Annotated in this window: 21 protein-coding genes; 9 read left to right on the top strand and 12 right to left on the bottom strand. The window is 72.2% G+C overall.

Annotated features, from left to right (window positions below; translation table 11 throughout):
* Positions 1–337 (bottom strand): hypothetical protein (locus tag P696_RS42140; protein WP_211245564.1); only part of this gene is annotated, 337 nt, incomplete at its 3' end.
* Between the two features lie 167 nt (positions 338–504).
* On the opposite strand from P696_RS42140, the gene P696_RS0100010 reads away from it, so the two are divergent.
* Both P696_RS0100010 and P696_RS0100015 read left to right on the top strand, forming a co-directional pair.
* Complete coding sequence (locus tag P696_RS0100010) at positions 505–1593, top strand: WD40/YVTN/BNR-like repeat-containing protein (protein WP_051466436.1); 1089 nt, start codon at positions 505–507, stop codon at positions 1591–1593.
* 106 nt (positions 1594–1699) lie between these two features.
* Positions 1700–2218, top strand: coding sequence for a hypothetical protein (locus P696_RS0100015; RefSeq protein WP_051466438.1), 519 nt, complete (start codon positions 1700–1702; stop codon positions 2216–2218).
* A gap of 78 nt (positions 2219–2296) precedes the next feature.
* Here P696_RS0100015 and P696_RS0100020 read toward each other — a convergent pair whose 3' ends face one another.
* On the bottom strand, positions 2297–3676 hold the full coding sequence (locus P696_RS0100020) for an aminotransferase class V-fold PLP-dependent enzyme (RefSeq protein WP_034482652.1): 1380 nt from the start codon (positions 3674–3676) through the stop codon (positions 2297–2299).
* 179 nt (positions 3677–3855) lie between these two features.
* Here P696_RS0100020 and P696_RS0100025 point away from each other — a divergent pair, with 179 nt between their 5' ends.
* A complete protein-coding gene (locus P696_RS0100025) occupies positions 3856–6216 on the top strand; it encodes a phosphoketolase family protein (protein ID WP_026410737.1) in 2361 nt (786 codons plus the stop codon).
* A gap of 26 nt (positions 6217–6242) precedes the next feature.
* Positions 6243–7325 (top strand): acetate/propionate family kinase, encoded by a 1083-nt coding sequence (locus P696_RS0100030; protein ID WP_026410738.1) that lies wholly within the window; start codon positions 6243–6245, stop codon positions 7323–7325.
* A gap of 56 nt (positions 7326–7381) precedes the next feature.
* Here P696_RS0100030 and P696_RS0100035 read toward each other — a convergent pair whose 3' ends face one another.
* From P696_RS0100035 to P696_RS0100055, 5 genes are read right to left on the bottom strand one after another with little or no spacing between them, the layout of a single operon-like run.
* Entirely contained in the window at positions 7382–9526 is a 2145-nt protein-coding gene (locus P696_RS0100035) for an MGH1-like glycoside hydrolase domain-containing protein (protein WP_026410739.1), read from the bottom strand.
* Positions 9527–9528: 2 nt separating this feature from the next.
* Entirely contained in the window at positions 9529–11541 is a 2013-nt protein-coding gene (locus P696_RS0100040; protein WP_211245565.1) for a beta-galactosidase, read from the bottom strand.
* Complete coding sequence (locus P696_RS0100045) at positions 11538–12362, bottom strand: carbohydrate ABC transporter permease (protein ID WP_026410741.1); 825 nt, start codon at positions 12360–12362, stop codon at positions 11538–11540. Before P696_RS0100045 ends, P696_RS0100040 begins: the two co-directional genes overlap by 4 nt.
* Positions 12359–13288, bottom strand: a complete 930-nt coding sequence (locus P696_RS0100050) for a carbohydrate ABC transporter permease (protein ID WP_084336573.1) — start codon at positions 13286–13288, stop codon at positions 12359–12361. Before P696_RS0100050 ends, P696_RS0100045 begins: the two co-directional genes overlap by 4 nt.
* 3 nt (positions 13289–13291) lie before the next feature.
* Positions 13292–14632: an ABC transporter substrate-binding protein gene (locus tag P696_RS0100055; protein WP_211245566.1), complete on the bottom strand. Its 1341-nt coding sequence runs from the start codon at positions 14630–14632 to the stop codon at positions 13292–13294.
* A gap of 76 nt (positions 14633–14708) precedes the next feature.
* On the opposite strand from P696_RS0100055, the gene gcvPA reads away from it, so the two are divergent.
* The 5 genes from gcvPA to P696_RS42150 all read left to right on the top strand — a co-directional run bounded on the left by gcvPA (position 14709) and on the right by P696_RS42150 (position 20275).
* Positions 14709–16076, top strand: coding sequence for an aminomethyl-transferring glycine dehydrogenase subunit GcvPA (gene gcvPA / locus P696_RS0100060; protein ID WP_026410744.1), 1368 nt, complete (start codon positions 14709–14711; stop codon positions 16074–16076).
* On the top strand, positions 16073–17653 hold the full coding sequence (gene gcvPB / locus P696_RS0100065; RefSeq protein ID WP_084336575.1) for an aminomethyl-transferring glycine dehydrogenase subunit GcvPB: 1581 nt from the start codon (positions 16073–16075) through the stop codon (positions 17651–17653). Before gcvPA ends, gcvPB begins: the two co-directional genes overlap by 4 nt.
* Positions 17650–18759 carry an ATP-NAD kinase family protein gene (locus P696_RS42145; RefSeq protein WP_064743829.1) on the top strand — a complete coding sequence of 370 codons (1110 nt, stop codon included), beginning with the start codon at positions 17650–17652 and terminating at the stop codon, positions 18757–18759. Before gcvPB ends, P696_RS42145 begins: the two co-directional genes overlap by 4 nt.
* A gap of 2 nt (positions 18760–18761) precedes the next feature.
* Complete coding sequence (locus P696_RS0100075; RefSeq protein ID WP_026410746.1) at positions 18762–19511, top strand: SDR family NAD(P)-dependent oxidoreductase; 750 nt, start codon at positions 18762–18764, stop codon at positions 19509–19511.
* An 83-nt stretch (positions 19512–19594) separates the two neighbouring features.
* Positions 19595–20275, top strand: a complete 681-nt coding sequence (locus tag P696_RS42150; RefSeq protein WP_051466441.1) for a GntR family transcriptional regulator — start codon at positions 19595–19597, stop codon at positions 20273–20275.
* A 44-nt stretch (positions 20276–20319) separates the two neighbouring features.
* Here P696_RS42150 and P696_RS0100085 read toward each other — a convergent pair whose 3' ends face one another.
* The 5 genes from P696_RS0100085 to P696_RS0100105 are packed head-to-tail and all read right to left on the bottom strand — an operon-like array spanning position 20320 to position 25509.
* Complete coding sequence (locus P696_RS0100085) at positions 20320–21129, bottom strand: ABC transporter ATP-binding protein (protein WP_026410747.1); 810 nt, start codon at positions 21127–21129, stop codon at positions 20320–20322.
* Positions 21122–22099, bottom strand: coding sequence for an ABC transporter ATP-binding protein (locus tag P696_RS0100090; RefSeq protein ID WP_034482656.1), 978 nt, complete (start codon positions 22097–22099; stop codon positions 21122–21124). The genes P696_RS0100085 and P696_RS0100090 overlap by 8 nt, the downstream gene beginning before the upstream one ends.
* Positions 22099–22953, bottom strand: coding sequence for an ABC transporter permease (locus P696_RS57200; RefSeq protein ID WP_026410749.1), 855 nt, complete (start codon positions 22951–22953; stop codon positions 22099–22101). The genes P696_RS0100090 and P696_RS57200 overlap by 1 nt, the downstream gene beginning before the upstream one ends.
* The gene (locus P696_RS0100100) at positions 22950–23891 is read right to left on the bottom strand and encodes an ABC transporter permease (RefSeq protein ID WP_026410750.1); all 942 of its coding nucleotides are present in this window, start codon (positions 23889–23891) and stop codon (positions 22950–22952) included. The genes P696_RS57200 and P696_RS0100100 overlap by 4 nt, the downstream gene beginning before the upstream one ends.
* Before the next feature lies 1 nt (position 23892).
* The gene (locus P696_RS0100105; RefSeq protein WP_026410751.1) at positions 23893–25509 is read right to left on the bottom strand and encodes an ABC transporter substrate-binding protein; all 1617 of its coding nucleotides are present in this window, start codon (positions 25507–25509) and stop codon (positions 23893–23895) included.
* Positions 25510–25594: the final 85 nt, after the last annotated feature.

Below are 25594 nucleotides of genomic sequence, written 5' to 3' on the forward strand. Positions count from 1 at the left end.
CGCCGTCATGGCCTGACCGCGTCTCGTAACGGGCGATGATGGCGGCGTAGTACCGGTGGAAGAGGGCGGCGCCCGCCCTGAGGGCCTCGCTGCGCTGGGTCGCCCGCTCGCGCGCCGCCAGCTCCTGCGCGGCCCCGACCCGGGTGGGGCGCTCCTGGGCCGTGCGAGGGGCGCAGTGGCTCGCGCAGTCCTGCCCGGGCATGCCGGACGCGGCGGCGGAGCTCTCCGGGACGCCCGCGGCGCCGCCGGGCAGTGCGGACGCGACGGTCGTGACGAGTCCGAACAGGCCGGCCATGAGCATGAGCAGCCTGCGGCGACGTGGCGTTGTGCCGTCCACGCCCACCTCCGTCCGCTCGGTGTCGTCCAGCGCACACCTTAGTAGCGGCTGGGAGCACCGTCCACACGGCCGAGCCGTCCGGCCCGGCGTGGGCCCCGGCGTTCTGAGAGGAACCTCCGGTACGCCGGGTCTGGACGGGAAGATCACGTTTCGCTACCTTCCGCGCCATGACTCTCACGCGGAAGATCGTCCGGACCCTCCCGCTGGCGGGCCTGGCGGCGGCGGCCCTGGCCGCCGGACTCGCCGGGACGGCCCACGCGGGGACCCCGCACGCGGGACGTCCGCACCCGGGTGACGCGCGGCTCGGCTGGAGGCTCACCGACACGGGCGTGCAGGCGCGGTTCCGGGGCCTGGCGGCCGTGGACCGGCGCACCGCCTGGGCCGCGGGCAGCGGCGGGACCGTCCTGCGCACCGTGGACGGCGGCCGGACGTGGGCGAAGGCCGCCCCGGCGGACGCGGCGGGCCTGGAGTTCCGCGACGTGGAGGCGTTCGACGCCGACAACGCCGTGGTGCTGGCGATCGGCGACGGCGACGCGTCCCGGGTGTACCGGACGTCCGACGGCGGACGCACCTGGACGACCGGGTTCAGGAACGACGACCCGAAGGCGTTCTACGACTGCATGACCTTCTTCGACCGGCGCCACGGGCTCGCGGTCAGCGACCCGGTGGACGGCAGGTTCCGGATCCTGTCGACGGCCGACGGCGGCCGGAGCTGGAAGGTGCTCCCGAACGCCGGGATGCCCGCCGCGCTTCCGGGCGAGGCCGGGTTCGCCGCGAGCGGCCAGTGCCTGGTCTCACGCGGCTCCCGGGACGCGTGGATCGCGACCGGCGGCGGCGAGCGCTCGCGGGTGTTCCACAGCCGTGACCGGGGCCGCACCTGGACGGTCACCGACGCGCCGCTGCCGAGCGGCGCGGCGGCGGGCGTGTTCGGGCTGGCGTTCCGGGACGCCCGGCACGGCGTCGCCGTCGGCGGCGACTACCGCGCGGGCGAGCCGTCCCCGGACGCCGCCGCGACCACGGGCGACGCCGGACGGTCCTGGCGGCTCGCGCCGCGTCCGCCAGCCGAGTACCGCTCGGGAGTGACGTACTTCGGTCCGATGCTGTTCGCGGTGGGCCCGACCGGCAGTGACGTGTCCCGTGACAACGGACGCACCTGGACGCGCTTCGACACTGGCAGCTTCGACACCGTCTCGTGCGCGCGCGGGGGCTGCTGGGCGTCCGGCGAGAAGGGCCGCATCGCCCGCATGGGTTCGTAGGACCGCCGAGCCCAGTCGTTCCAGATTTGGCGATTCATCCCGAACCGGCGCTTCGTGACCGGCATCTCATGATGCGCACGGAGTCCATCGAGAACGGGGAATCAGCATGAGACTCAGCAGGAAGATCACGCGTCCGGCGATCGTGGTGGTCGCCGCCGGACTGGCGCTCGCCACGGGGGCGACCGCCGCGGGCGCGGCCGACCAGCAGGCCGCGGCCAAGCAGCGCCTCACGTCCTTCGGGTACGGCAAGGTGCGGATCGGGGAGTCCGCCAAGGCCGCGCTCCGCTCGGGCGCGGTCGTGGTCAAGCACCGCGACCGCTACTGCGTCGGCTACGACCTCAAGGGTCACCCGACCGGGCGCGACAACGTCGGCGGCTACATCTCCACGAAGTACGGCGTCGCGCTGATCACCGCCCCGAAGGGCGTCTCGACCACGCGCGGCATCCACGCCGGATCGTCGCTGGCCCAGCTCAAGCGCGCCTACCCGGGCGTTCGCCGCACCGTCCACGGCTACTACGACGTGACCGCGCCGGGCAACCGCAAGGCGCTGTACTCCTTCGCGGTGGGCCACGGCAAGGTCACCGGCGTCATGCTGGAACTCAAGAAGCAGAACTGCTTCAACTGACACCCCCGTGGGGAGGCGTCCGTGCAGGGCGCCTCCCCACTTGCGCCCCGCCGCTGTCCGGCCGCCCGGTGACCGTGGTCAGCAGCGTTCGCGCGGGTCGAGGCCGGTGGTTCCGGGGGAGCGGTCGCGGTAGGTGTCGGCGAGGAACGCCAGCAGGCGGTCGACGTCGTCGGCGTTGGACGCGACGCCGAGGGACGCCCTGATCGCTCCCGCGGTCGGCAGGCCGAGCCGGACGAGGTAGTCGTCGAGGGTGTCCTGGTCGGTGCCCGCGCGGGCGGCGGCGAGCAGCCGGGGCCGTTCGATGCCGAGCGCCGCCTCGCCCGCGCCCGGGTTGCAGAAGCAGCCCGTCCGGACCGAGATGCCGCGCGCGGCCGTGTCGCGGGCGACGACCCGTTCGTCCACGACACGGCCGTCCGCGCTCAGCACGTTGAAGGCGACCGTCCCGCCGCGCCGCCGGACCGTGCTGGGCCCGTAGATCCGGATCATGGGGCGTCCGGACGCGTGGCGGAGCGCGGCCAGGCCGTCGAGGAGGCGGCCGGTGAGGGCGGTGACGTGCGCGTGGACGCGGTCCATGCCGAGTCCGCCGATCCACTCGACGCCCTCGGCCACGTCCGGGATGGCGAGGAAGTTGAGCGTGCCGTCCTCGAAGGCGGTCTCGTCGCGGGCCAGGACGTGCCAGCCCCCGAGCGCGCTCGACGCCTGGATCGTCCCGCCCGCGAACCAGGGGCGGCGGAGCCGGGCGAGCGCCGCCCGGCGCGCGACCAGGCAGCCGACGCCGGTCGGGTAGCCGAACACCTTGTACCAGCTCACCGGCACGAAGTCGGGCTTGACGGCGCTCAGGTCCAGCGGGCTGGCGGGGACGAACGCCGCCGCGTCCAGCAGGACGTCGTAGCCGCGCCGCTGGGCGAGCGTGACCCATTCCAGCGGGTGCTGGACGCCCGTGAAGTTGCTCTGCGCCGGGTAGACGAACAGGCCGGGTGAGCGGCGGCGGGGCAGTCCGGCCCGCACGGTCGCGCCGTCCGCGCGCAGGTCCCCGGCACGGAGGGGGATGTACCGGACACGTACCCCGCGGGCCCTCGCGAACTCCCGGATGCCGTTCACCGAGTTGTGGTCGTCCATCAGCATGACCAGCCGGGTGCCGCGCCGGAACGGGTACGCCTCGCCGACCAGGCGGCACGCGCCGGTCGCGTTCGGGGTGAAGACGACCGCGTACTCGCCCGGGTCGGCGTGGAAGAAGCGCAGGACCGCCGCGCGGGCGTGCTCGACCAGGTCGGTGGACGCCTGGGAGGACGGGCTCTCCGAGTGCGGGTTCCCGAAGACGCCGTGCAGGTTCCGTTCGTGGTGTCCGTCGATCAAGCGGCGCGGGGCGAGGCCGGATCCGGTGAAGTCGAGGTAGGTCTGGCCCGTTTCGTCCAGCCGGGCGAACTCCCGTTCGCGCACCTCGCCGAACACGTCCATCAGTCACTCCCCCGGAGGACGGAACCCGCGCACACGTCGACGATAAACCAGGATAAATAGTCCAATCCATATGAATTGGGCCGCACGGCATGGCGGAAAAGGACCTTCGGCACGTGACTCCCACGGCCGTCTCCGGGAAGGATCGGCGGTGTGGGACAGGCGATCACCGGGAGGAAACCGTGAGCACGACCGCGCCGCCGACCGACGCCGAACTCGGCCTGATCGACGCCTACTGGCGTGCCGCGAACTACCTGTCGGCGGGCCAGATCTACCTGATGGCGAACCCGCTGCTGCGTGAGCCGCTGCGGCTCGGGGACATCAAGCCCCGGCTGCTCGGGCACTGGGGCACCTCGCCCGGCCTGAACCTCTGCTACGTCCACCTCAACCGGGTCATCCGGGACCGCGACCTCGACATGATCTACATCATGGGGCCGGGGCACGGCGGGCCGTCCGCCGTCGCGAACGCCTGGCTGGAGGGCACCTACAGCGAGGTCTACCCGGAGGTCCAGCAGAACGCGGCCGGGATGGAGCGGTTGTTCCGGCAGTTCTCCTTCCCTGGCGGCGTCCCGAGCCACGTCGCGCCGGAGACCCCGGGCTCGATCCACGAGGGCGGTGAGCTCGGCTACTCGCTCGCGCACGCCTACGGCGCCGCGTTCGACAACCCCGGCCTGGTCGTGGCGTGCATCGTCGGGGACGGCGAGGCCGAGACGGGGCCGCTCGCCACCAGCTGGCACTCGACCAAGTTCGTGGATCCGGTGCACGACGGCGCGGTGCTGCCGATCCTGGCGCTCAACGGCTACAAGATCGCGAATCCGGCGGTGCTGGCCCGGATCCCCGAGGACGAGCTGCGCGCGCTGTTCGAGGGCTACGGGTACGCGCCGGTGATCGTGTCCGGTGACGACCCGGCGCGGGTGCACCGGGAGATGGCCGCCGCGCTCGACGCCGCCCTGGACGAGATCGCGCGGATCCAGCGCGCGGCCCGCGAGGAGGGCGCGACGGACCGCCCGCGCTGGCCGATGATCATCCTGCGGACGCCGAAGGGCTGGACCGGCCCGAAGGAGGTGGACGGCCTGCCCGTCGAGGGCACCTGGCGCGCGCACCAGGTGCCGCTGGCCCGCGTCCGGGAGGACCCCGGGCACCTGGCGCAACTGGAGGCGTGGCTGCGGTCCTACCGTCCCGAGGAGCTCTTCGACCAGGACGGACGCCCGGTCGAGGCGCTCCGCGGCCTCGCCCCCGCCGGGGACCGGAGGATGAGCGCCAATCCGCACGCCAACGGCGGACGGCTGCTGCGCCCGCTCGCCCTGCCCGGCGTCGCCGCGCACGCCGTCCCCGTGGACAAGCGCGGCACCACGATGGCCGAGGCCACCCGTGTCCTCGGCGCCTACCTGCGGGATACGGTGTCCGCCAACCCGGACAACTTCCGGATCACGGGCCCGGACGAGACCCTCTCCAACCGGCTCGGCGCGGTCTTCGAGGTCACCGACCGGGTCTTCGCGGGCGAGCGGCGCGACACCGACGAGCACCAGGCGGCGTCCGGGCGGGTCATGGAGGTGCTGAGCGAGCACCTGTGCCAGGGCTGGCTGGAGGGCTACCTGCTCACCGGGCGGCACGGCCTGTTCAACACCTACGAGGCGTTCACGCACATCGTGGACGCCATGTTCAACCAGCACGCCAAGTGGCTGAAGGTCACGCGGGGCCTGCCCTGGCGGGTGCCGGTCGCGTCGCTGAACTACCTGCTGTCCTCGCACGTCTGGAGGCAGGACCACAACGGCTTCACCCACCAGGACCCCGGGTTCATCGACGTCGTCATGAACAAGAAACCCGAGGTCGTGCGCGTCTACCTGCCGCCGGACGCCAACACGCTGCTGTCGGTCGCCGACCACTGCCTGCGCTCGCGCGACTATGTGAACGTGGTCGTCGCGGGCAAGCAGCCCGCGCCGGTGTGGCTGCCGATGGACGAGGCCGTCCGGCACTGCGCGCGCGGCATCGGCATCTGGGAGTGGGCGAGCACCGACTGCGGCGCCGACCCGGACGTCGTCCTCGCGTGCGCGGGCGACGTCCCGACCCTGGAGACGCTCGCCGCGGCCGACCTGCTCCGGCAACTGCTGCCCGACCTGCGCGTCCGCGTCGTGAACGTCGTGGACCTCATGCGGCTGCTGCCGGTCGGGGAGCATCCGCACGGCCTGCCGAGCAACGAGTTCGACGCCCTGTTCACCACGGACAAGCCGGTCATCTTCGCGTTCCACGGCTACCCGTACCTGATCCACCGGCTCGCCTACCGGCACACCAACCACGACAACCTGCATGTGCGCGGCTACAAGGAGGAGGGGACGACCACCACGCCGTTCGACATGGTCATGCTGAACGACATGGACCGGTACCACCTGGTCATGGACGTGATCGACCGCGTCCCGGGCCTCGGCGGACGCGTCGGGCACATCCGGCAGCGCATGGCCGACACGCGGCTGCGGCTGCGCGCCTACACCCGCGACCACGGGGAGGACGCCCCCGAGGTCCGCGACTGGGTCTGGCCCTACTGAACCAGGTCTCATCAAGGGGGATTGCGATGCGTGTGCTCACTGTGAACCCGGGGTCCAGCAGCGTGAAGCTCGCGCTGCTGGACGCCGACGACGAGGTGCTCGTCCATGCCGAGCTGCCGACCGGAGGCGTGGAACGGGAGGCCGAGCGCGTGCTCGCCCTGGTCGCCCGGATGCCCCGCCCGGACGCGGTGGGCATCCGGTTCGTCCACGGCGGGCGGGACTACACGCGTCCGGTGGTCGTGGACGACGAGGTGACCAAGAACCTGCTCACGCTGACCGACCTCGCGCCGCTGCACCAGCCGATGTCGCTGTACGCGCTGGGGGAGATGCGGCGGGCGCTGCCGGACGTCCCGGTCGTGGCCTGCTTCGACACCGCGTTCCACGCCGGTCTTCCGTCCGCCGCCGCGACGTACGCGCTGCCCGAGGAATGGCGTGAGCGGTTCGGGATCCGCCGCTACGGCTTCCACGGGCTGTCGTTCGCCCACGCGTCGCGCCGCGCGGCCGGACTCCTCGGACGGCCACGCCGCATGGTCGTCTGCCACCTCGGCGCGGGGGCCTCGCTGGCGGCCGTCCTGGACGGACGGTCGGTCGACACGACCATGGGCTTCACGCCGCTCGAAGGGCTGGTGATGGCCACGCGCGCGGGCAGCGTGGACCCCGGCATCCCGATGTGGCTGCTCAGGCACGGCGTCCCGGCGGAGGAGATCGACGACGCCCTGGAACACCGTTCCGGACTGCGCGCCCTGGACGGGACGGGCGACATGCGCGAACTTCGGCGGCGGGCGGCGTCCGGGGACGAGACGGCGGAGGCGGCGCTCGACGTCTACCACCACAGCCTGCGCAAGTGCGTCGCCGCGATGGCCGCCTCGCTCGGCGGGCTCGACGCGCTGGTGTTCACCGGCGGCGTCGGCGAGCACGACGCGGCGGCCCGCGCCCGGCTGGCGTCCGACCTGGCGTTCCTCGGCGTCCGGATCGACGCGGTCCCGAACGAGAACGCGCACGGCGACGCCGTCCTCAGCCCGGCGGGGGGTGAGGTCGGCGTCGCCGTGGTCGGGGCCCGCGAAGACCTGGAGATCGCCGCGGGCACCCGCGCGGCCCTGGCCGGTTAGCCCCGTGGGGCGTCCGGCCGGGGCCGCGCGGGCGGACGGACTCAGTCGTCCAGTGCTCAGTCGTCCAGCGCGAGGAGCAGGCCCGCGGACCAGCTGAAGTTCGGCGAGTTGAGCGTCGCGCCGGTCAGCGGGTCGTAGTTCTCGTGCAGCGCGCCGTCGCCGAGCATGCCGGACGCGTTGGCGCGCAGCCGGTCGGCGAGGGCGCGGGCGTCGGCCTTGTAGCCGTAGCCGCGCAGGCCGGTGAGCGCGAAGTACGCCTGGTCGATCCAGACCGGCCCGCGCCAGTACTTGGTCGACTGGAAGTACGGCGAGCTCTTGGAGACCGTCGGGAACGGGACCTTGGTCGCGAACTCGTTCGGGTCGACCATCTTGAACCGGACGGCCGCCGCCTGCTGCTTCGAGGCGACGCCTGCCCACAGCGGGATCGCGCCCTCGATGCCGCGTCCGCGCTCGGTGAGGGTCTTCCCACCGTCGGCGGCCATGGACGAGTCGTAGAAGAAGCCCGACTTGGCGTCGTACATCCGCGTGCGCACGAGCCCGGCGACCTTGGCGGAGTCCTTCTCGAACCTCGCCGCCCCGGCGCGCTTGCCCAGCTTGCCCGCGATCAGCGCGAGGTAGTGCTTCTCGGCGGCCAGGTAGGCGTTGAGGTCGACCGACTCCTGGTTGATGGAGTAGCCGACGACCTTGCCGGACGCGTCGGTGTTGGCCAGCATCCTCACGCCGAGCTCCGCGTCGAAGCGCGGCGCGTTGTCCATGCCGCTCTCCCACGCGGCGGCCTGGCGCTGGTCCTCCTCGGTCCCGTTGGCCGGGTCGACCGTCGCGCCGTACTCGGCGAGCCCGTTGCGGTCGTGGTCACGGGTCCGGTACCACCAGTCGTGGTAGGCGACCAGCTTCGGGTACATCTCGCGGAGGAACGAGGCGTCCCTGTCCTTGAGGTAGACCTGCCAGACCGACCAGGCGGCGAGCGGCGGCTTGGTGTTGCGCTCGTTCCAGTTGCCGCCGCCCTCGGCCGGGGTGTTGTAGAAGATCGCGTCCGGGATCATGCCCGCGTCCTGCGGACGGTCCTTGGACCCCGCGGTGATCTGGTAGTCGAACATCGAGCGGATCTGGTCCCGGGCGAGCGCCGGGTCGAACTCCGCCGTGCCGACGGCCTGCTTCCAGGTGTCCCAGGACCACAGGCCGCTGAACCACTTGTAGGTGATGGACGGCGTGATTCCGTTGTGGCGGATCGCGCCCGCAGGGCCGCGCCAGTTCGACACCAGCGTCTCGACCGACTTGACCGCCAGGCCGCGCCGCCCGGCCGGGACGCCGCGCGTCACCTTGGAGACGTACCCCTGCCAGCGGGCGTCGCCGCGCGCCTCGGCGTGCTCGGGCGAGCGCAGCAGGCCCGCGACGGCCGGGGCCTCCGTACGCCGCTCGGCGTCGTCGAAGGTGTAGGTCTCCGCCCAGGTCAGGGCGCTGGTCGCCCGCGGCCTGACCGTGAGCGGGCGGGCCAGGTCGGTGGTGTAGGAGTCGCCCGCGACGGTCGTCCTGACCGGCTCGGCGTGGGTGATCTGGAACCGCTCGGTGCCGTTGGTCAGGTAGGACCAGGTCTTGCGGACCTTGGCGAAGTCGACCTGGACGCCGGTTCCGGTCGCCCTGAGGGAGGGGGCGCTCTTCATCGGCTCGGCGTCCGGGCGCAGCAGCTCGCCGGTCCAGCCGACCCGGAGCGTCCGGGCCGTCCGGCCGGTGTTCTCCACGAACGCGCGGACGAGCGCGGTGTGGCCGCTGCCGAAGCGCAGCTCCAGGGTCAGCTTCAGGCCGTCCAGCTCGTAGACCTGGCGGAGCAGGCCGGGCAGCGACGACAGCTTCGGCTTGGCGCCGGAGAGGTCGATCGCGTGGCCGTTCTCGCTGAGCCGGATGCGGCTGAACGCCTTGCTCAGCCACCACGGGTACTCCTGCGCGATGTACAGCGGGCCGGTGAAGCCGCCGTAGGTCGCGGGGTCCTCGGGCAGGGCGTAGGCGTGCCACGCGCCGCGGTCGGAGAACACGTTGATGTCGTTGAACTCCGGCGGCTCGGACGCCGTGGGGGTGCCGCGCATGTCGAGGACGTTGGCGTAACCGGACAGGCCGGGCGCGCCGGCGGGGGCCGCGTGGGCGGGCACCGCCGTCAGGGGGAGGAGAGCGACGACACCGATGGCGGCGCTGAGGGGATTGCGCATGGTCACCTTGTTTCGGATGCGGGGGGTTCGGGGGTGAGGACGGCGGCGCCGAGCGGGGGGAGGTCGAGCCCACCCCGGACGGTCGCGCCGGACAACAGATCAACACCGGACAATCCGGTCACGCGTGACACGGTGTCCGCGTGGTTCAGCAGGAACAGGTGGTCGCCGCGCCGGGTCACCTCGACGCCCTCGGGCGCCTCGTGGACCGGGCGCACCTCCGCCGCGTCCAGCACCAGGCCCAGCGCGGACGGCAGGTGGCAGCTGAAGTACCAGCCGAGCCCGTCGCCGTGGACGTTGCGGGTGATCGCGGGCCGTCCGGCCAGCGGCCCCTCGGCGTAGGACGCGACGCTCTCGGCGGTCGTGACGTCCAGCCACTCGCTCCAGTGCGTCGCCCCGCCCAGGTCCTCGACCCGCACGGTCGCGTCGTCGGGCACGGGCCAGAACTCGTCCACGACGACGCCGAGCGCGTCGCGCAGCGGCGCCGGGTAGCCGCCGAGGTGGATGTGGTCGTGCTCGTCCACGATCCCGGAGAAGAACCCGCAGGCCAGGTGGCCGCCACCGGCGACGAACCGGGTGAGCCGCTCGGCCGTGTCCGTCCGGAGCATGTACAGGTTCGGCGCGAGGACGACCTTGTACCGCTCGAAGTCGGCCTCCGGAGGGACGAAGTCGACCGCGATGTTCCGCCGCCACAGCTCCCGGTACCAGGACGCGACGATCGCCCGCAGCTCCAGCCGCGTGGACGGGTGGTCCTCCTGCTCCAGGGCCCACCACGAGTCCCACGACAGGACGATCGCGACGTCGGCCTCGGTGCGGCTCCCCGCGACCCCGCCGAGCTTCGCCAGCTCCGCCCCGAACCGGACGGTCTCGGCCCAGCCGCGCGACGTCGTCCCGCCGTGCGGGAGCAGCGCGCTGTGGAACTTCTCCGCGCCCGCGCGCGAGGCTCGCCACTGGAAGTACATGACGCCGTCCGCGCCGCGCGCGACCGTCTGCAGCGACCACAGCCGGTGCAGTCCCGGACGCTTCGGCACGTTCACCGGACGCCAGCTCACCGCCGACGGGGCCTGCTCCATCAGCAGCCACGGCCGGCCGCCCTTGAGCGAGCGCATCAGGTCGTAGTTCATCGCGGCCGTGATGTGCGCCTCGGGGTCGTGCGGGTCGGGGTAGGCGTCGTCGGACACGAAGTCCTCGCGGGACGCCCACCTCCAGTAGTCCAGCGCCTTGAACATCGACATGAAGTTCGTGGTCACCGGGACGCCGGGGGACACCTCGTCCAGCATGTCCTTCTCGCCCTGGTAGCAGGCGAGCAGCGCGTCCGAGCAGAACCGCCGCCAGTCGAGCGTCTGCGTCGGGTTGACCGGGCCGGGCGCGTCGCGCGGCGGCTCGATCTCGTCCCACGACCCGTAGTGCTGCGACCAGAACGCCGTGCCCCACGCGAAGTTCAGGGCCTCCAGGCTCGTGTACCGCTCGCGCAGCCAGCGCCGGAAGTCGGCCGCCGACTCCGCGCAGAAGCACTCGGTGACGTGGTCGCCGTACTCGTTGTGGATGTGCCACAGCGCGAGCGCCGGGTGGTCCCGGTACCGCTCGGCGATCTTCCGTCCGAGCGTGAGCGCCGCCTCCCGGTACACCGGCGAGGACGGGCAGTAGTGCTGCCGCGACCCGAACTCCAGCCGCACGCCGTCCGAGCGCACCGGCAGGACCTCCGGATGCGCGCGCACGAGCCACGCGGGCGGCGACGCCGTCGCCGTGGCCAGGTCGACCGCGATGCCCTGCCCGTGCAGGAGGTCGAGCAGCCGGTCCAGCCACCCGAAGTCCCACGTGTCCGGACCGGGCTGCAGCCTGGCCCAGGAGAAGACGCCGACCGTGATCATGTTGACCCCGGCCTCCTTCATGAGGGCGGCGTCCTCGGCCCACGTCTCCTCGGGCCACTGCTCGGGGTTGTAGTCCCCGCCGTACAGCATCCCCCCGACGCGCGTCAGGGTCTCGTTCCCGCCGCCGGTTCCCGTGCCGCGCGTCATCCCTTCACCGCCCCGCCGAGCAGGCCGGCGACGAACTGCCGCTGGAAGACGAAGAACACGATCATGATCGGGAGGGTCGCCACGAACGAGCCCAGCATCAGGCCGGAGTAGTCCACATGGGACAGCCCGATCATCTGGTTGAGCGCGATGGGCACGGTGAACTTCTCCTCGGTGTTCAGCATGAGCAGCGGCCAGATGAAGCTGTTCCACTGGCTCATGAAGGTGAAGATGACCAGGGCGCCGAGCTGCGGGCGGACGCCCGGCAGGACGATCTGGTAGAAGATCCGCAGATCGCTCGCCCCGTCGATGCGGGCCGACTCGATCAGCTCGTCCGGGAAGGCGAGGAACGCCTGCCGCATGAGGAAGATCCCGAACGCGTTGGCGAGGAACGGCAGGATGACCGCCTGGTAGGTGTCGGTCCAGCCGAGGTTCGCCATCATCTGGAACAGCGGGACCAGCAGCACCTGCATCGGGATCATCATCGTCGCCAGCACCACGCCGAGCAGGATCCCCCTGCCCCGGAAGGTGTACTTGGCCAGGCCGTACCCGCACATTGCCGAGATCAGCGAGCTGAGCACGGTGTACACGACGGCGACGCCGAGGCTGTTGACGACGACCCGTCCGAACCGGTGCTCGGACGAGAGCCGCGACAGGTTGTCCATCAGCGCCCCGCCGGGCATGAACGGCGGCGGCGAGCCGAACAGGTCGGCGGTGTCGTGCGTCGCCGCCACCGCCATCCAGTAGAACGGCACCAGGCTGACGACCGCGCCGGCCAGCAGGATCAGGTACGCGCCCGCCCGGCCCAGAATCCGCGGGTTCACCGCGCCCCCTTCCCCAACAGGCGGAACTGGATCAGCGACACCAGCCCGATGAGCAGCACGACCACCCACGCGATCGCCGCGGCGTAGCCGAAGTCCATCTGGTCGAACCCGACCTTGTAGAGGTACAGGACGGGCGTCATCGTCGCGTTGTCCGGTCCGCCGCGCGTCAGCACGTAGTTCTCGTCGAACAGCTGGAGCGTTCCGATCGTGGAGGTGATCGAGCAGAACAGGATCACCGGCTTGAGCTGCGGCACGATCACCCGCGTGAACGTGGTGACCGCGCCGGCGCCGTCGATGGACGCCGCCTCGTACTGCTCCCGGCCGATCGCCTGGAGCCCGGCCAGCAGGATCACCGCGTTGTAGCCCGTCCACCGCCAGGTGATCGACAGGATCAGCGAGATCCGCGCCCAGGTCGCGTCGTTCAGCCAGTCCACGCCGCCGACGCCGACGCCGTCCAGCAGCTGGTTGACCATGCCGCCGTCGGTCTTGAGCAGCACCCGGAACACCACGGAGTAGGCGACCAGGGTGGTGACGGCGGGCAGGAAGTACACCAGCCGCCACCCGCCGCGGAACCGCAGCCAGGACGCGTTCAGCACCCCGGCCAGCACCAGCGCCAGGCCGATCATGACCGGGACCTGGATCACCAGCAGCAGCGCGGTGTTGACCAGCGACTGCAGGAGCACCGGGTCCTGGACGAGCCGCCGGTACTGGCGGAGTCCGACCCAGACGGTCGCGCCGTCCTGGTCGGCGGTGAAGCTCTGGTACACGCTCGCGGCGAGCGGATAGGCGAAGAAGGCCACGAACAGGACGGTCGCCGGACCGGTGAACCACCAGTGGGTCAGGCTGAACCGTCGCCGGCGGGGCCGGGGAGCGTCCCCCGCGGGGACGCTCTCGAGCCTCGCGGGCTCGGTCTGCACGGCTGCCATGCGCTATCCGGCGGTCTGACGGCCGGTGGCGGAGGCGATCTGCTTGGCCGTGGAGTCCAGCGTCGCCTTCGGGTCCTTGCCGCGCAGCATCACGCCCGCGTTGGCCGACCACACCAGCTGGGTGGCCTTGGCGCCGTCCTTGGTGTACTCGATCGGCGGGACGGACGGCAGCAGGTCGGCGAAGACCTTGTTGACCGGCTGGCCGCCGAAGTACGGGTCGGCCTGCTGGACCAGCGGGTCCTTCAGCGCGGGCAGGAACGCCGGGAACAGGCCCTCGTTCTTGAGCATGGACACCTGGTTGGCGCTGTTGGCGAGCATGAACTCGGTGAACGCCCACGCGGTCTTCGGGTTCTTGGTCTGCGAGGTGACCGTGAGCAGCGAGCCGCCGTTGTTGGACGTGTGCGCCCCGCCCTGCTCGAACGCGGGAAGCGGGAACACGCCCCACTTGCCGCTCATCTCCTTCATCTCGCCGGTGAGCGTGCCGCCCCACCAGGCCGCCTGCGGCGTGGTGGCGGACTTGCCGGTCTTGGACGAGGTGACCGTGGCGTCCCAGCCGCGCGCCCAGTCGACCAGGCCCTTGTCGGACAGCTGCTTCAGGACGGTCATCGCCTTGACGGCCTGCGCCGAGTTCACGGCGACCTTGCCGTCCTTGAAGTACCCCTGACCCTGCTGCTGGAGCATCATCAGGAAGGTGTTGTCCTCGGCCGGGTCCAGGGTGATGAACTTGGTGCCGGTCTTGGCCTTGACCTGCTCACCGGCCTTGACGTAGTCGTCCCAGGTGTTGATCGAGTTCGGGTCGACGCCCGCCTTCTGGAACAGGTCGCGGCGGTAGAACACGCCGCAGGGTCCCGCGTCCCACGGCAGGGCCAGGGTGCGGCCCTTCTCGTCGGTCGCGGTCTTCCACGAGGCCTGGTTGAACTGGTCCTCGTACTTGGACGCGAGCGAGGTCAGGTCGTAGAAGCCGCCGGGGAACGAGCCGAGGAAGCTCTGGAACCGCGGGCCCTCGACGGTGGTGATGTCCGGCAGGCCCTTGCCCGCCTTCAGGCCGACGGTGATCTTGTCGTAGGCGTTGTCGTAGCCGATGTCGACAATGTTGATCTTCGTCCCCGGGTGCTGCTTCTCGAACTCGGGGGCGAGGCGCTTGAGCGCGGTCGCCGCGACGTCCCACGACCAGATCGTGACGTCGCCCTTGATGTCGGCGTCCGCCCCGGCGGCCAGGCTCGGCGCGGCCTTCTTGCCGCCCGATCCGCCGCCCGCGGCACAGCCGCTCACCGCGACCACGGCGGCCACCGCGCCCGCGAGCAGAACCGACCTTCGTGTCCGGTTCATCCGGTTGATACGCACCCTTGCCTCCTGACACCGTCATGCTGAATGCTGTATACAGCACACCGAATGATGATGTTTCGTCAAGAGGGGGAGCATGACCGGCTCGTTTGCCCACCCGTACATCCCCAATTCGGCACCCGATGTGAAGCGGGCGATGCTCGACGCCGTCGGGGCCGAATCGGTTGAGGACTTCTACGCCGACGTCCCCGCGGACCTGCGGCTGCAGGGCCCGCTCGACCTGCCGGCGCCGATGCGCTCGGAGGCGGGGCTCGTCCGGCACATGAACGGCCTGCTGGGCCGCAACACCAGCACCCGGGACGCGCTGAGCTTCCTCGGCGGCGGCGTGTACCAGCACCACGTGCCCGCCGTCGTGGACGAGGTGGTGGACCGTTCCGAGTTCCTCACCGCCTACGCCGGCGAGCCCTACGAGGACCACGGCCGCTTCCAGGCGCTGTGGGAGTACCAGTCGCTCATGGGCGAGCTGCTCGACATGGACGTCGTCAACGTCCCGACCTACGACGGCTTCCAGGCCGTGGGCACCGCGCTGCGCATGGCCGGACGGGTCACCGGCGCGCGCCGGGTCGTCGTCGCCTCGGCCGTCGCGGCCGACAAGCTGTCGAAGGTCGTCGACTACGTGCGTCCCGACCACGACGTGGTCGTCGTCCCGGTCGTGGACGGACGCGCCGACGTCGCGGCCGTCCGCGCCGCGATCGCCGAGGGCGACGTCGCCGCGGTCTACGCCGAGGCCCCGTCCTTCCTGGGCGTCGTCGACCCGGCGCTGCCCGAGCTCGGGGAGCTCGCGCACGAGGCCGGCGCGCTGTACGTGGTGAACTGCAACCCGATCTCGCTCGGCGTCGTCGCGCCGCCCGCGTCCTACGGCGCCGACATCGTCTGCGGCGACGTCCAGCCGCTCGGCGTGCACATGAGCTTCGGCGGCGGCAACGCCGGGTTCATCGCCACCCGCGACGAGGAGCACCTGGTCGCCGAGTTCCCGTCCCGGCTGTTCGGCGTCGTGCCGACCGTGGTCGAGGGCGAGTACGGCTTCGGCGACGTCGCCTACGAGCGCACGTCCTTCGCGATCCGTGAGGAGGGCAAGGAGTGGGTGGGCACGGCCGCCGCCCTCAACGGCATCGCCGCCGGCGTCTACCTCGCCCTGATGGGCCCGCAGGGGATGCGCGAGATCGGCGAGACCATCATGGCGAACACCCGCTACGCCATCACCCGGCTGTCGGAGATCCCGGGCGTCGAGGTGCCGAACGCCGACGCGCCGCACTTCGCCGACTTCGCCGTCCGGTTCACCGGCTCCCGCACCGTCGCCGAGATCAACGAGGCGTTGCGCGAGCGGGACGTCTTCGGCGGGCACGCCCTGTCCGAGCGCGACGCCCTGTACTGCGTCACCGAGGTGCACACCAAGGACGACATCGACCGCCTCGCCGCCCTGCTTGAGGAGATCGCACAGTGAGCGCCCCCGCCAACACCGGACCCGTCTCGACCGAGGACGCGCGGATCGCCCCGAAGCCCGCGCTGCGCCGCTTCCACCAGGCCCGCTGGGACGAGCCGCTGCTGTTCGAGCTGGGCACGCCCGGCACGCGCGGCGTGGCGGTGCCCGCGCCCGAGGTCCCCCTGGACGACTCGCTCCCCGAGGCCCTGCGCCGCAGGGAGGCCCCGGGTCTGCCGGAGATGTCGCAGCTGCACGTCCTGCGGCACTACCTGCGGCTCTCGCAGGAGAACCTCGGCGTCGACCTCAACATCGACGTCGGCCAGGGCACCTGCACGATGAAGTACAGCCCGAAGGTCAACGACCGGTTCGTCCGCGACCACCGGATCTCCGAGCTGCACCCGCTCCAGGACGAGTCGACCGTCCAGGGCGTCCTCGAGGTCATGCACCACCTGGAGAAGATGCTCGCGGAGATCTCCGGCATGGACCGGGTCTCGCTGCAGCCGGGCGCGGGCTCGGCCGCGATCTACACCAACATCGCGATGATCCGCGCCTACTTCGCCTCGCGCGGCGAGCTGGAGCAGCGCGACGAGGTCATCACGACGATCTTCTCCCACCCGTCCAACGCGGCGTGCGCCAAGACCGCCGGGTTCAAGGTCATCACCCTGTACCCGGACAAGGACGGCTACCCCGACATCGAGGCGCTGAAGGCGGCCGTCGGGCCGCGCACCGCCGCCCTGATGATCACCAACCCGGAGGACACCGGGATCTTCAACTCGCGGATCGCCGAGTTCGTCGACATCGTGCACGAGGCCGGCGGCCTGTGCGCCTACGACCAGGCGAACGCCAACGGCATCCTCGGCATCACCCGCGCGCGTGCCGCCGGGTTCGACATGTGCCACTTCAACCTGCACAAGACGTTCTCCACCCCGCACGCGTGCGGCGGTCCGGCGGCGGGCGCGTCCGGCGTGAGCGAGAAGCTCGTGCCGTTCCTGCCGCGTCCGACCGTGGAGTTCGACGGCACCCGCTACCACCTCGACGACGACCGTCCCGAGTCGGTCGGGAAGATCCGCCCGTTCTACGGCGTGGTGCCGAACCTGGTGCGCGCGTACGCGTGGATCATGTCGCTCGGCGCGGAGGGCCTCCGTGAGGTCGCGGAGATCGCCGTGCTGAACAACAACTACCTGATGAAGAAGATCCTGGAGATCCGCGGCGTGTCCGCGCCGTACGCCGAGGGCAAGCGGCGCATCGAGCAGGTGCGGTACTCCTGGGAGGAGCTCGGCAGGGACACCGGCGTGCACAGCGAGGAGATCGGCGTCCGCGCCGCCGACTTCGGCACGCACTACTGGACGAGCCACCACCCGTACGTGGTGCCCGAGCCGATGACGCTGGAGCCGACCGAGTCCTACTCCCGGCAGGACCTGGACGAGTACGCCGCGATCCTCGCCGAGGTCGCGCGCGAGGCGTACGAGGACCCGGAGACCGTCCGGACCGCCCCGCACAACTCGACGATCCACCAGGTCCGGCACGAGACCCTCGACGACCCGAAGACCTGGGCCGTCACCTGGCGCGCCTACCGCCGGAAGATCCTCGGCCAGTGAGATACGGACTGGTGGTCAACCCGGTCGCCGGACTCGGCGGCCGGGTCGGCCTCAAGGGCAGCGACGGCCCTGACGTGCAGGCCCGCGCCCGTGAGCTGGGCGCGGTCCCGCGCGCGTCCGAACGCGCGTCCGCCGCGCTGGCGGAGCTCGCGGCCCGGGTCGGCGCGCCGGTCGTGCTGACCGCCGCCGGGCCGATGGGCGAGGACGCGGCCCGCGCGGCCGGGCTCGAGCCGGACGTCCGCTACACGCCGGACGGCTCGGCCACGACGGCGGCCGACACGGTCGCCGCCGCCAGGGCCCTCGCTCCCGACGTTGACCTGCTGCTGTTCGCGGGCGGCGACGGGACGGCCCGGGACGTCCTGGACGCGGTCGGTTCGTCCGTGCCCGTCCTCGGCGTCCCGACCGGCGTGAAGATGCACTCGGCGGTGTTCGGCGTCGGGCCGCGCGCCGCCGGCGAGGTCGCCGCCCGTGTCGCCACGACGCGGGCGTTCACCGAGGCCGAGGTCATGGACCTGGACGAGGACGCCGTCCGGTCCGGCCGGGTCTCGGCCCGGCTGTACGGCCACCTGCTCGTCCCCGACGCGCCCGTCCGCGTGCAGCAGCGCAAGGTCGGCAGCTCGGCCGCCGACCCGTACGCGGTCGGCGGGATCGCCGCCGAGCTGGCCGGACGCGTCGGCGGCGGGCGGCTCGTCCTCGGCCCCGGCGGGACGACCCGCGCGATCGCCGCCGCGCTCGGCGTGGACGTCCCCGTCATGGGCGTCAACGTGCTGCGCGGCGGACGGTTCGTCGCCGCCGACGTCAACGCCGCCGAACTCGCCCGCATCGTCGAGGCCGATCCGGCCGGCACCTGGATCGCGGTCACCCCGATCGGCGGGCAGGGCTTCCTGCTCGGCCGGGGCAACCAGCAGATCGCGCCCGAGGTGCTGCGCGCCGTCGGCCCGGACCGGCTGCTGGCCGTCGCGACCGAGGCCAAGCTCGCCGCGCTCGGCGGCCGTCCGCTGCTGCTCGACACCGGAGACCCCGACCTGGACCGTGCCCTGGCCGGCTATCGCACCGTGATCACCGGCCGCGGCCGTACCGCCCGCTATCCCGTTCAAGGAGCCTGAAGATGATCGACCTGACCGGTAAGCGCGCCGTCGTGACCGGCGCCGCGTCCGGAATCGGCCGCGCCACCGCCGAGCTGCTCGGTGAGCTGGGCGCGTCCGTCGTGCTCGCCGACCTCAACGCCGACGCGGGCGAGGAGGCCGCCAAGGCCATCCCGAACGCCCTGTTCTCCCGCTGCGACGTCTCGAGGGCGGCCGACTGCGAGCGGACGATCGAGCTGGCCAAGGACGCCTTCGGCGGCGTGGACGTGCTGTTCAACAACGCCGGGATCATCCGCCGTTCGACCGTGTGCGAGATCACCGAGGACGACTGGGACCTGGTGATGGCGGTCAACATCAAGTCGATCATGCTGATGAGCCGGTACGCGATCCCGCTGATGGCCGAGGCGGGCGGCGGAAGCATCGTCAACACCGGGTCCGGATGGGGCATCCAGGGGGGCGCGCAGGCCGTATCGTACTGTGCGTCGAAGGGGGCGGTCGTCAACATGACCCGCGCGATGGCGATCGACCACGGGCCGCGGAACATCCGCGTGAACTGCGTCTGCCCGGGCGACACGGCCACCGGGATGCTCGCCGACGAGGCGGCGCAGCTCGGAGAATCGGTCGAGACGTTCTACGCCGACGCGGCCGACCGGCCGCTCGGACGCATCGGCACCCCACGCGACATCGCGAGCACCGTGGCGTTCCTCGCCAGCGACGCCGCGGCGTTCGTTTCGGGTGCCGTCCTCGCCGTGGACGGCGCGGGCACCGCCTGATCCAGGCCGGGTGCGCGGCGGGACGAACCGGCCGCGCGCCCCGCCGTCACGGTCGGATCCGGGGACTGGGGAAGAGGGAGAGCATGGCGATCGAGCGCCGTCCGCTGCGTGAGCAGATCAAGGACGAGCTGCTGGAGCGGCTCGGCCGGGGCGAGTTCGCCGCGAACGAGCCGATCAACGAGAACCGGATGGCCGCCGACCTCGGCGTCAGCCGGACCCCGCTGCGGGAGGCGCTGATCGCGCTGGAGCGCGAGGGGGTGATCCGCAGCGAGCGCGGCAAGGGCTTCCGGTTCGCGCCGATGAGCCGCAAGGAGTTCCTGGACCTCAGCACGATCGTGCGCGAGATGGAGTCCCTGGCGCTGCGGCTGAGCGACCCGGCGTTCCTGGTGTCGCTCGCGCCGCGGCTGCTGGCCGAGGCGCGCGCGTTCCCCGATCCGCGCGCGGCCTACGCCGTCCTGGAGAGCCACGACGACGCCTGGCACGAGATGCTGACCTCGGGCTGCCGCAACGAGCGGCTGCTGGACATGATCGGTTCGCTGAAGCTGACCATGCACCGCTACGAGCGGGTCGTGGTCGGCGACCAGGACGTGCTGGAGCGCTCGGCCGCCGAGCACGAGCGGATCGCCGAGTGCCTGCTCGAGGGCGACGTCGAGGGCGCGGTCACCGCGCTCAAGACCAACTGGGCGAGCGGTTCCGAGCGCATCCTGGAACGCTTCGACCGCGAACGCGACCGCCGCGCCGCCGCCGAGCCCACACCGTCCTGACGAAGCCCTGGCCCCGGCCGGCGATGGCCGGGGCCAGGGCTCGGTCAGTCCAGGGCCCGGCGGTCGGCGGCGATGCGGGCCGGGTCCCAGCCGGGCCGGGGCACCGAGTCGAGCAGGAGCCGGGTGTAGGGGTGCCGGGGCCCGTCGAGCACGGCCGCGGCCCGGCCCGCCTCGACGGTCCGTCCCCGGCGCAGGACGAGCAGGTCGTCGGCGACGTGCCGGACCAGCGACAGGTCGTGGCTGACGAACACGTAGGCGACGCCGAGCGAGGCGCGCAGGTCGCGCAGCAGCTCGACGATCTGGGCCTGGATCGACACGTCCAGCGCGGACGTCGCCTCGTCCAGGACCAGCGCCCTCGGCTCGACGGCGAGCGCGCGGGCGAGCGCGACGCGCTGCCGCTGCCCGCCCGACAGCCGCCGGGGGAGCGCCGCCGCCTCGCGTTCGCCGAGCCCGACCCGGTCGAGCAGTTCGTCCCGGCGGGCGCGGCGCGCGGCCGGGTCCAGGTCGAAGTGCAGCCGCAGCGGCTCCTCGACGGCGTCGGCGACGGTCACGCGCGGGTCGAGCGACAGGTACGGGTCCTGGAAGACCATCTGGATCGCGCGGGCGCGGGCGAGGCGGGCCGTCCGCCCGCGCGGCGGTGCGGTGCGGTCGGCGCCGTCCACCAGGACGCGTCCGGCGGACGGCCGCTCCAGCCCGACGAGCATCCGCGCGGTCGTGGTCTTCCCCGATCCGGACTCGCCGACGATCGCCAGGGAGCCGCCCGGCGGGACGGCGAACGACACGTCGTCGACGGCCGCGTGGTCGCCGAACGTCTTGCGCAGCCCCTCGACGGCCAGAACCGGCTGTTCAGTCATGGATCGGCTCCTCGGCGCGAAGACAGGCGACGGACACGCCGTCCACCGGGCGAAGGGTGGGCCGCTCGGCGGCGCACTCCGGCGCGGCGAGGCGGCAGCGGGCGGCGAAGGCGCACCCCTCCGGGTTCTCGGCGAGCGACACCGGACGGCCCGGCACGCCGCGCGGCGGCTCGGCGGACCCCATCCGGGGCGTCGCGGCCAGCAGGCCCGCCGTGTACGGGTGGCGGGGGCGCGCGAACAGGCCGTCCGCGGTCTGCTCCTCCACGATCCGGCCCGCGTACATGACGTAGATCCGGTCGCAGACGGCGGCGGCGAGGTCCAGGTCGTGCGTGACGAACAGCAGGCCCGTGCCGCGTTCGGCCTGGAGCCGGGTGAGGATCGAGATGACCTCGGCCTGGGTGGTGACGTCCAGAGCGGTGGTCGGCTCGTCGGCGAGCAGCAGCCGCGGGCCGCCCGCGAGCGCCCCGGCGATCATGACGCGCTGCAGCATGCCGCCGGAGAACTCGTGCGGGAACCGGCGCAGCGCCCGGCGCGGGTCGGGGATGCCGACCGCCTCCAGCAGCTCCTCGGCCGTCTTCCGCGCGGCGCGCGCGGGCGTGCCCCCGGCGCGCAGGCCCTCGGTGACGAAGTCGCCGACGCGGCGGACGGGGTTGATCGAGGCGCGCGGGTCCTGGAACACCATCGCGGCCTCGCGGCGGCGCAGCTCGCGCAGCCGCGCGGGCGGCATCGCTAGCACGTCGTCCCCGGCCACCCGGACGGTCCCGGTGGCGGTGGCCCCGGCGGGCAGCAGTCCGAGCGCGGCCCGGCTGGTCACCGACTTGCCGGAGCCGGACTCGCCGACCAGCCCGACCGACTCGCCCCGCGCCACGCGCAGCGACACCCCGTCGAGGACGGGCCGGGCGGCTCCCGAGGCGAGCCGGACGGTGAGGTCGTCGATCTCCAGCAGCGTCTCTCCCGTCGTCCCGGGCATCACGCCTCCCGCTTCGCGACGCGGTCGGCGACGCCCTCGCCGACGATGCCGAACGCCACGACCGCGACCACGATGGCCGCGCCGGGCGCGAGCGCGGGCAGCGCCGCGCCCTGGAGCAGCGCGTTCGCGCCGTTGTTGATCATCGCGCCCCAGTCGGCCGCGGGCGGCTGCACGCCGAACCCGAGGAAGCTGAGCGCGGCGAGGTCCATCAGCGCGTACCCGAAGTTCATCGCCGACTGCGCCAGCACCAGCGGCGCGATGTTCGGCACGAGGTGGCGCAGGCAGATCGTCCAGCCGGACCATCCCTGCACCCGGTACGACTGGATGTAGGGACGCGTCGTCTCCTGGACGGCCACGTTCCGCACGAGTCGTCCGACGTAGGGGACGTAGGCGATGCTCATCGCGACGGTCGGCGCGGTCAGGCCCGGCCCGAACACCGCGACGAGCACGATCGCCAGCAGCAGGCCGGGCAGGGCGAACACCAGGTCCATCGCCCGCGACAGCACCGCGTCCACCAGGCCGCCGCACCACGCGGCGGCGACGCCGACGAGGGCGCCGAGCGCGGTCGACACCGCGACGACGACCAGCGGGCCGAGCAACCCGCTGCGGGCTCCGTAGACCAGGCGGGACAACACGTCCCGTCCGGATTCGTCGGTGCCGAGCAGATGGTCGCCGGACGCGCCGCCGAGCGCGGCCGACAGGTCCAGGCCGTTCGGGTCGTATGGCGCGATCCAGGGGGCGAGCACCGCCACCAGGACGACGAGGACCAGCACGATCAGCGCTGCCGTCTGCAGAGCGTCGCCGCCGTGCAGGCGGCGCAGCAGGGCGCGCTTCTGGAAGGGGACGGCGGTCACCGGGCGGCTCCCTTCACTCGGGGGTCGATGAGGGGCTGGAGCAGGTCGACCAGCAGGTTCGCGGCCACGAAGGCGAACACGACCAGCAGGGACACGGCCTGCACCACGGGGAAGTCCTTGACGGTCACCGACGACACCAGCAGCTGCCCGACGCCCGACAGCCCGAACGCGGTCTCGACGATCGAGGTGCTGACCAGCAGCCCGGCGACGACGGTCCCGGTGACGGTGCTGATCGGGCCGAGACTGTTGCGCAGCACGTGCCGGCGGACGACGGTCGCGCCGGGAACGCCGCGTGAGCGGGCGACCTCGACGTGCTCGCGGGCGAGTTCCTCCAGCATCGCCGAGCGCGTCACGCGCGCCAGCAGGCCCGCGAACGTCAGCGCCAGGGCGATCGCCGGAAGCGTCAGGTGGCTGATCCGCCCCCCGAACCCGCTGCCGTTCCCGAACGCGGGGAACCAGTGCAGCTTCACCGAGAACACCGAGATCAGGCCGATCGCGGCGACGAACGCGGGCGTCGCGGTCGCCATGCCCGTGCCGATCAGGACGATCCGGTCGGCCGCCCCGCGCCGGAGCGCGGCGACCGCGCCGAGCGCCAGGCCCGCGACCAGGATCAGCAGCGCCGCGTAGGCGACCAGCCAGAGCGTGGTCGGCAGCCGGGACGCGATCAGCCCGCCGACGTCCTGCCGGAACTGCACCGACCGGCCGAAGTCACCGGTCAGCGCGTCGCCGAGCCACTTGGCGTACTGGACGGCGAAGGGGTCGTCCAGGTGGTACTGCGCGCGGATCGCGGCGAGCGTCTCCGGCGTGACGGGACGTCCCCGCATCAGGAACGTCGCCGGGTCGCCGGGCGCGAGGTAGAGGGAGCCGAAGACCGCCAGCGAGGTCGCGACCAGTGTCGCGACCATCGCGGCGAGCCTTTTGACCAGGAAGAACGCCACGTCAGCCCGCCGATCCGAGCATCGCCGCCCAGGGGTACATGAGCTGGGTGATCCCGGTCGGCGCGCCCGTCACCTTCCGGTTGAGGAACAGGCTGTGGGGGACCTCGTAGAGCGGGATCCAGACCATCTCGTCCACGGCGATCTGCTGGAGCCGCGCGACGACGGCGGCGCGGGCGGCGGGGTTCGGCTGGGTGTTGGCCTGGTCGACCAGCTTGTCGTAGGCGGGGTTGGAGTAGCCGCCGTAGTTGGAGAAGTTGCCGGTCTGCAGGATGCCGTAGAACTCCAGCGGGTCGGGCGTGGAGTCGTACCAGGTCGTCATCATCAGGTCCACGCCGGACCGGGCCTTGGGGTCGGAGAACAGGGCGCTGTAGGCGTCCGGCGCGACCGACCGCAGTTCGACGTTCAGCCCGATGGACCGTGCGGCGGCCTGGACGGCGTTGGCGATGACGCCGATCTCCGGAGCGACCGTGCTCGTCGTCATCACGAGCTTCTTTCCGGTCGCGCCCGCCTGCTGGACGAGCTGTTTGGCGCCCGCGACGTCGTGGGCGGGCTCGGGAAGTTTGGCGTAGTAGCCCTTGGCCGCCTCCGGCGCGATGCCCCAGGCGCCGGTCGCCCCGGGGGCCTTGGCCGGGGTGGCCACGCCCCCCGCCGCGGCCTTGATGATGCCCGGGCGGTCGAGCGCCATGGACAGCGCCTTGCGCACCCGCACGTCGCCGAGGGTCCCCTTGAGGTTGGTGGGGATGAGGGAGACAGCGGTGGTGTTGGGGCCGAAGTAGAGCTTGCCGTTGGGCGCGTTGCGCAGCTTCGCGAACCCGGACATGGGGATCAGGTAGCCGCCGTCGACCTCGCCGGACAGCATGGAGTTCACGCGGGTGGACGGGTCCTGGATGAAGACGTTCCTGACGGTGGCGGCCTTCGGCTTCAGGGACGCGTCCCAGTAGCCGTCGAACCGCTTCAGGGTGATCGACTGGCCCTTCTGCCACTTGTCCAGCGTGTAGGGGCCGGTGCAGTTCACGCCGCCGTCGGGGGTGCCGTAGGAGCGTCCGGCCCTGTTGAGCGTCGCGGCGCTCTCGACCGTCCCGGCCGAGGTGCCCATCTCCTCGTTGAACAGCTGGTCGGGCTTCTTCAGGTGGACGGTGACCTGCATCGGGCCGGTCTTCTCCACCGACGCGACGTTCGTGAACGCCGAGATCCAGTACGAGCCGATCTTCGGGTCCAGGTGCCGCTGGAGGCTGGCGACCACGTCGTCGGCGGTCAGCGTCGTCCCGTCATGGAACCTCACTCCCGGACGGATCGTGTAGACCCAGCGCTTGGCGTCGGGCGCGGACGAGGCGACCGCCAGGCCCGGCTGCATCTTCAGGTCCGGGGTGATGCGCTGCAACTGCTCGCAGACGTTGGCGAGCACGGTGTTCGGCGGGTAGTCGAACGCGTAGGCGTAGTCGAGCGACTGCGGCTCGCCGTACAGCGACCAGGTGACCGAGTCGACCGGGCCCTTGGCGGGCGGGGTGTCCTTGGAGATCTGGAACGCGCCGGAACCGACGGGTCTCGGACTGCCGCCGCAGGCGGCGGCCACGAGCGCGACGAGCGCCAGCGCGGCCAGGGAACGGGAGGTGCGCATCGGACGACCCCTTACGACGGTCCGGCCGCGGGGACCGGCCGGAGAGTGCTGGTGAGTATTGGTGAAGGAACGTTCCTGCACAAGA

Origin of the sequence: Actinomadura oligospora ATCC 43269, assembly GCF_000518265.1 — a bacterium.
GTDB lineage: Bacteria > Actinomycetota > Actinomycetes > Streptosporangiales > Streptosporangiaceae > Spirillospora > Spirillospora oligospora.

Coding starts and splice junctions, on each gene's coding strand:
- P696_RS0100085 (WP_026410747.1), bottom strand. CDS start 21,129: ATGACTGAACAGCCGGTTCTGGCCGTCGAGGGGCTGCGCAAGACGTTC.
- P696_RS0100105 (WP_026410751.1), bottom strand. CDS start 25,509: ATGCGCACCTCCCGTTCCCTGGCCGCGCTGGCGCTCGTCGCGCTCGTG.
- P696_RS0100040 (WP_211245565.1), bottom strand. CDS start 11,541: ATGACGCGCGGCACGGGAACCGGCGGCGGGAACGAGACCCTGACGCGC.
- P696_RS0100075 (WP_026410746.1), top strand. CDS start 18,762: ATGATCGACCTGACCGGTAAGCGCGCCGTCGTGACCGGCGCCGCGTCC.
- P696_RS0100010 (WP_051466436.1), top strand. CDS start 505: ATGACTCTCACGCGGAAGATCGTCCGGACCCTCCCGCTGGCGGGCCTG.
- P696_RS42150 (WP_051466441.1), top strand. CDS start 19,595: ATGGCGATCGAGCGCCGTCCGCTGCGTGAGCAGATCAAGGACGAGCTG.
- P696_RS0100015 (WP_051466438.1), top strand. CDS start 1,700: ATGAGACTCAGCAGGAAGATCACGCGTCCGGCGATCGTGGTGGTCGCC.
- P696_RS0100035 (WP_026410739.1), bottom strand. CDS start 9,526: ATGCGCAATCCCCTCAGCGCCGCCATCGGTGTCGTCGCTCTCCTCCCC.
- P696_RS0100020 (WP_034482652.1), bottom strand. CDS start 3,676: ATGGACGTGTTCGGCGAGGTGCGCGAACGGGAGTTCGCCCGGCTGGAC.
- gcvPA (WP_026410744.1), top strand. CDS start 14,709: ATGACCGGCTCGTTTGCCCACCCGTACATCCCCAATTCGGCACCCGAT.
- P696_RS0100030 (WP_026410738.1), top strand. CDS start 6,243: ATGCGTGTGCTCACTGTGAACCCGGGGTCCAGCAGCGTGAAGCTCGCG.
- P696_RS0100050 (WP_084336573.1), bottom strand. CDS start 13,288: ATGGCAGCCGTGCAGACCGAGCCCGCGAGGCTCGAGAGCGTCCCCGCG.
- P696_RS0100090 (WP_034482656.1), bottom strand. CDS start 22,099: ATGCCCGGGACGACGGGAGAGACGCTGCTGGAGATCGACGACCTCACC.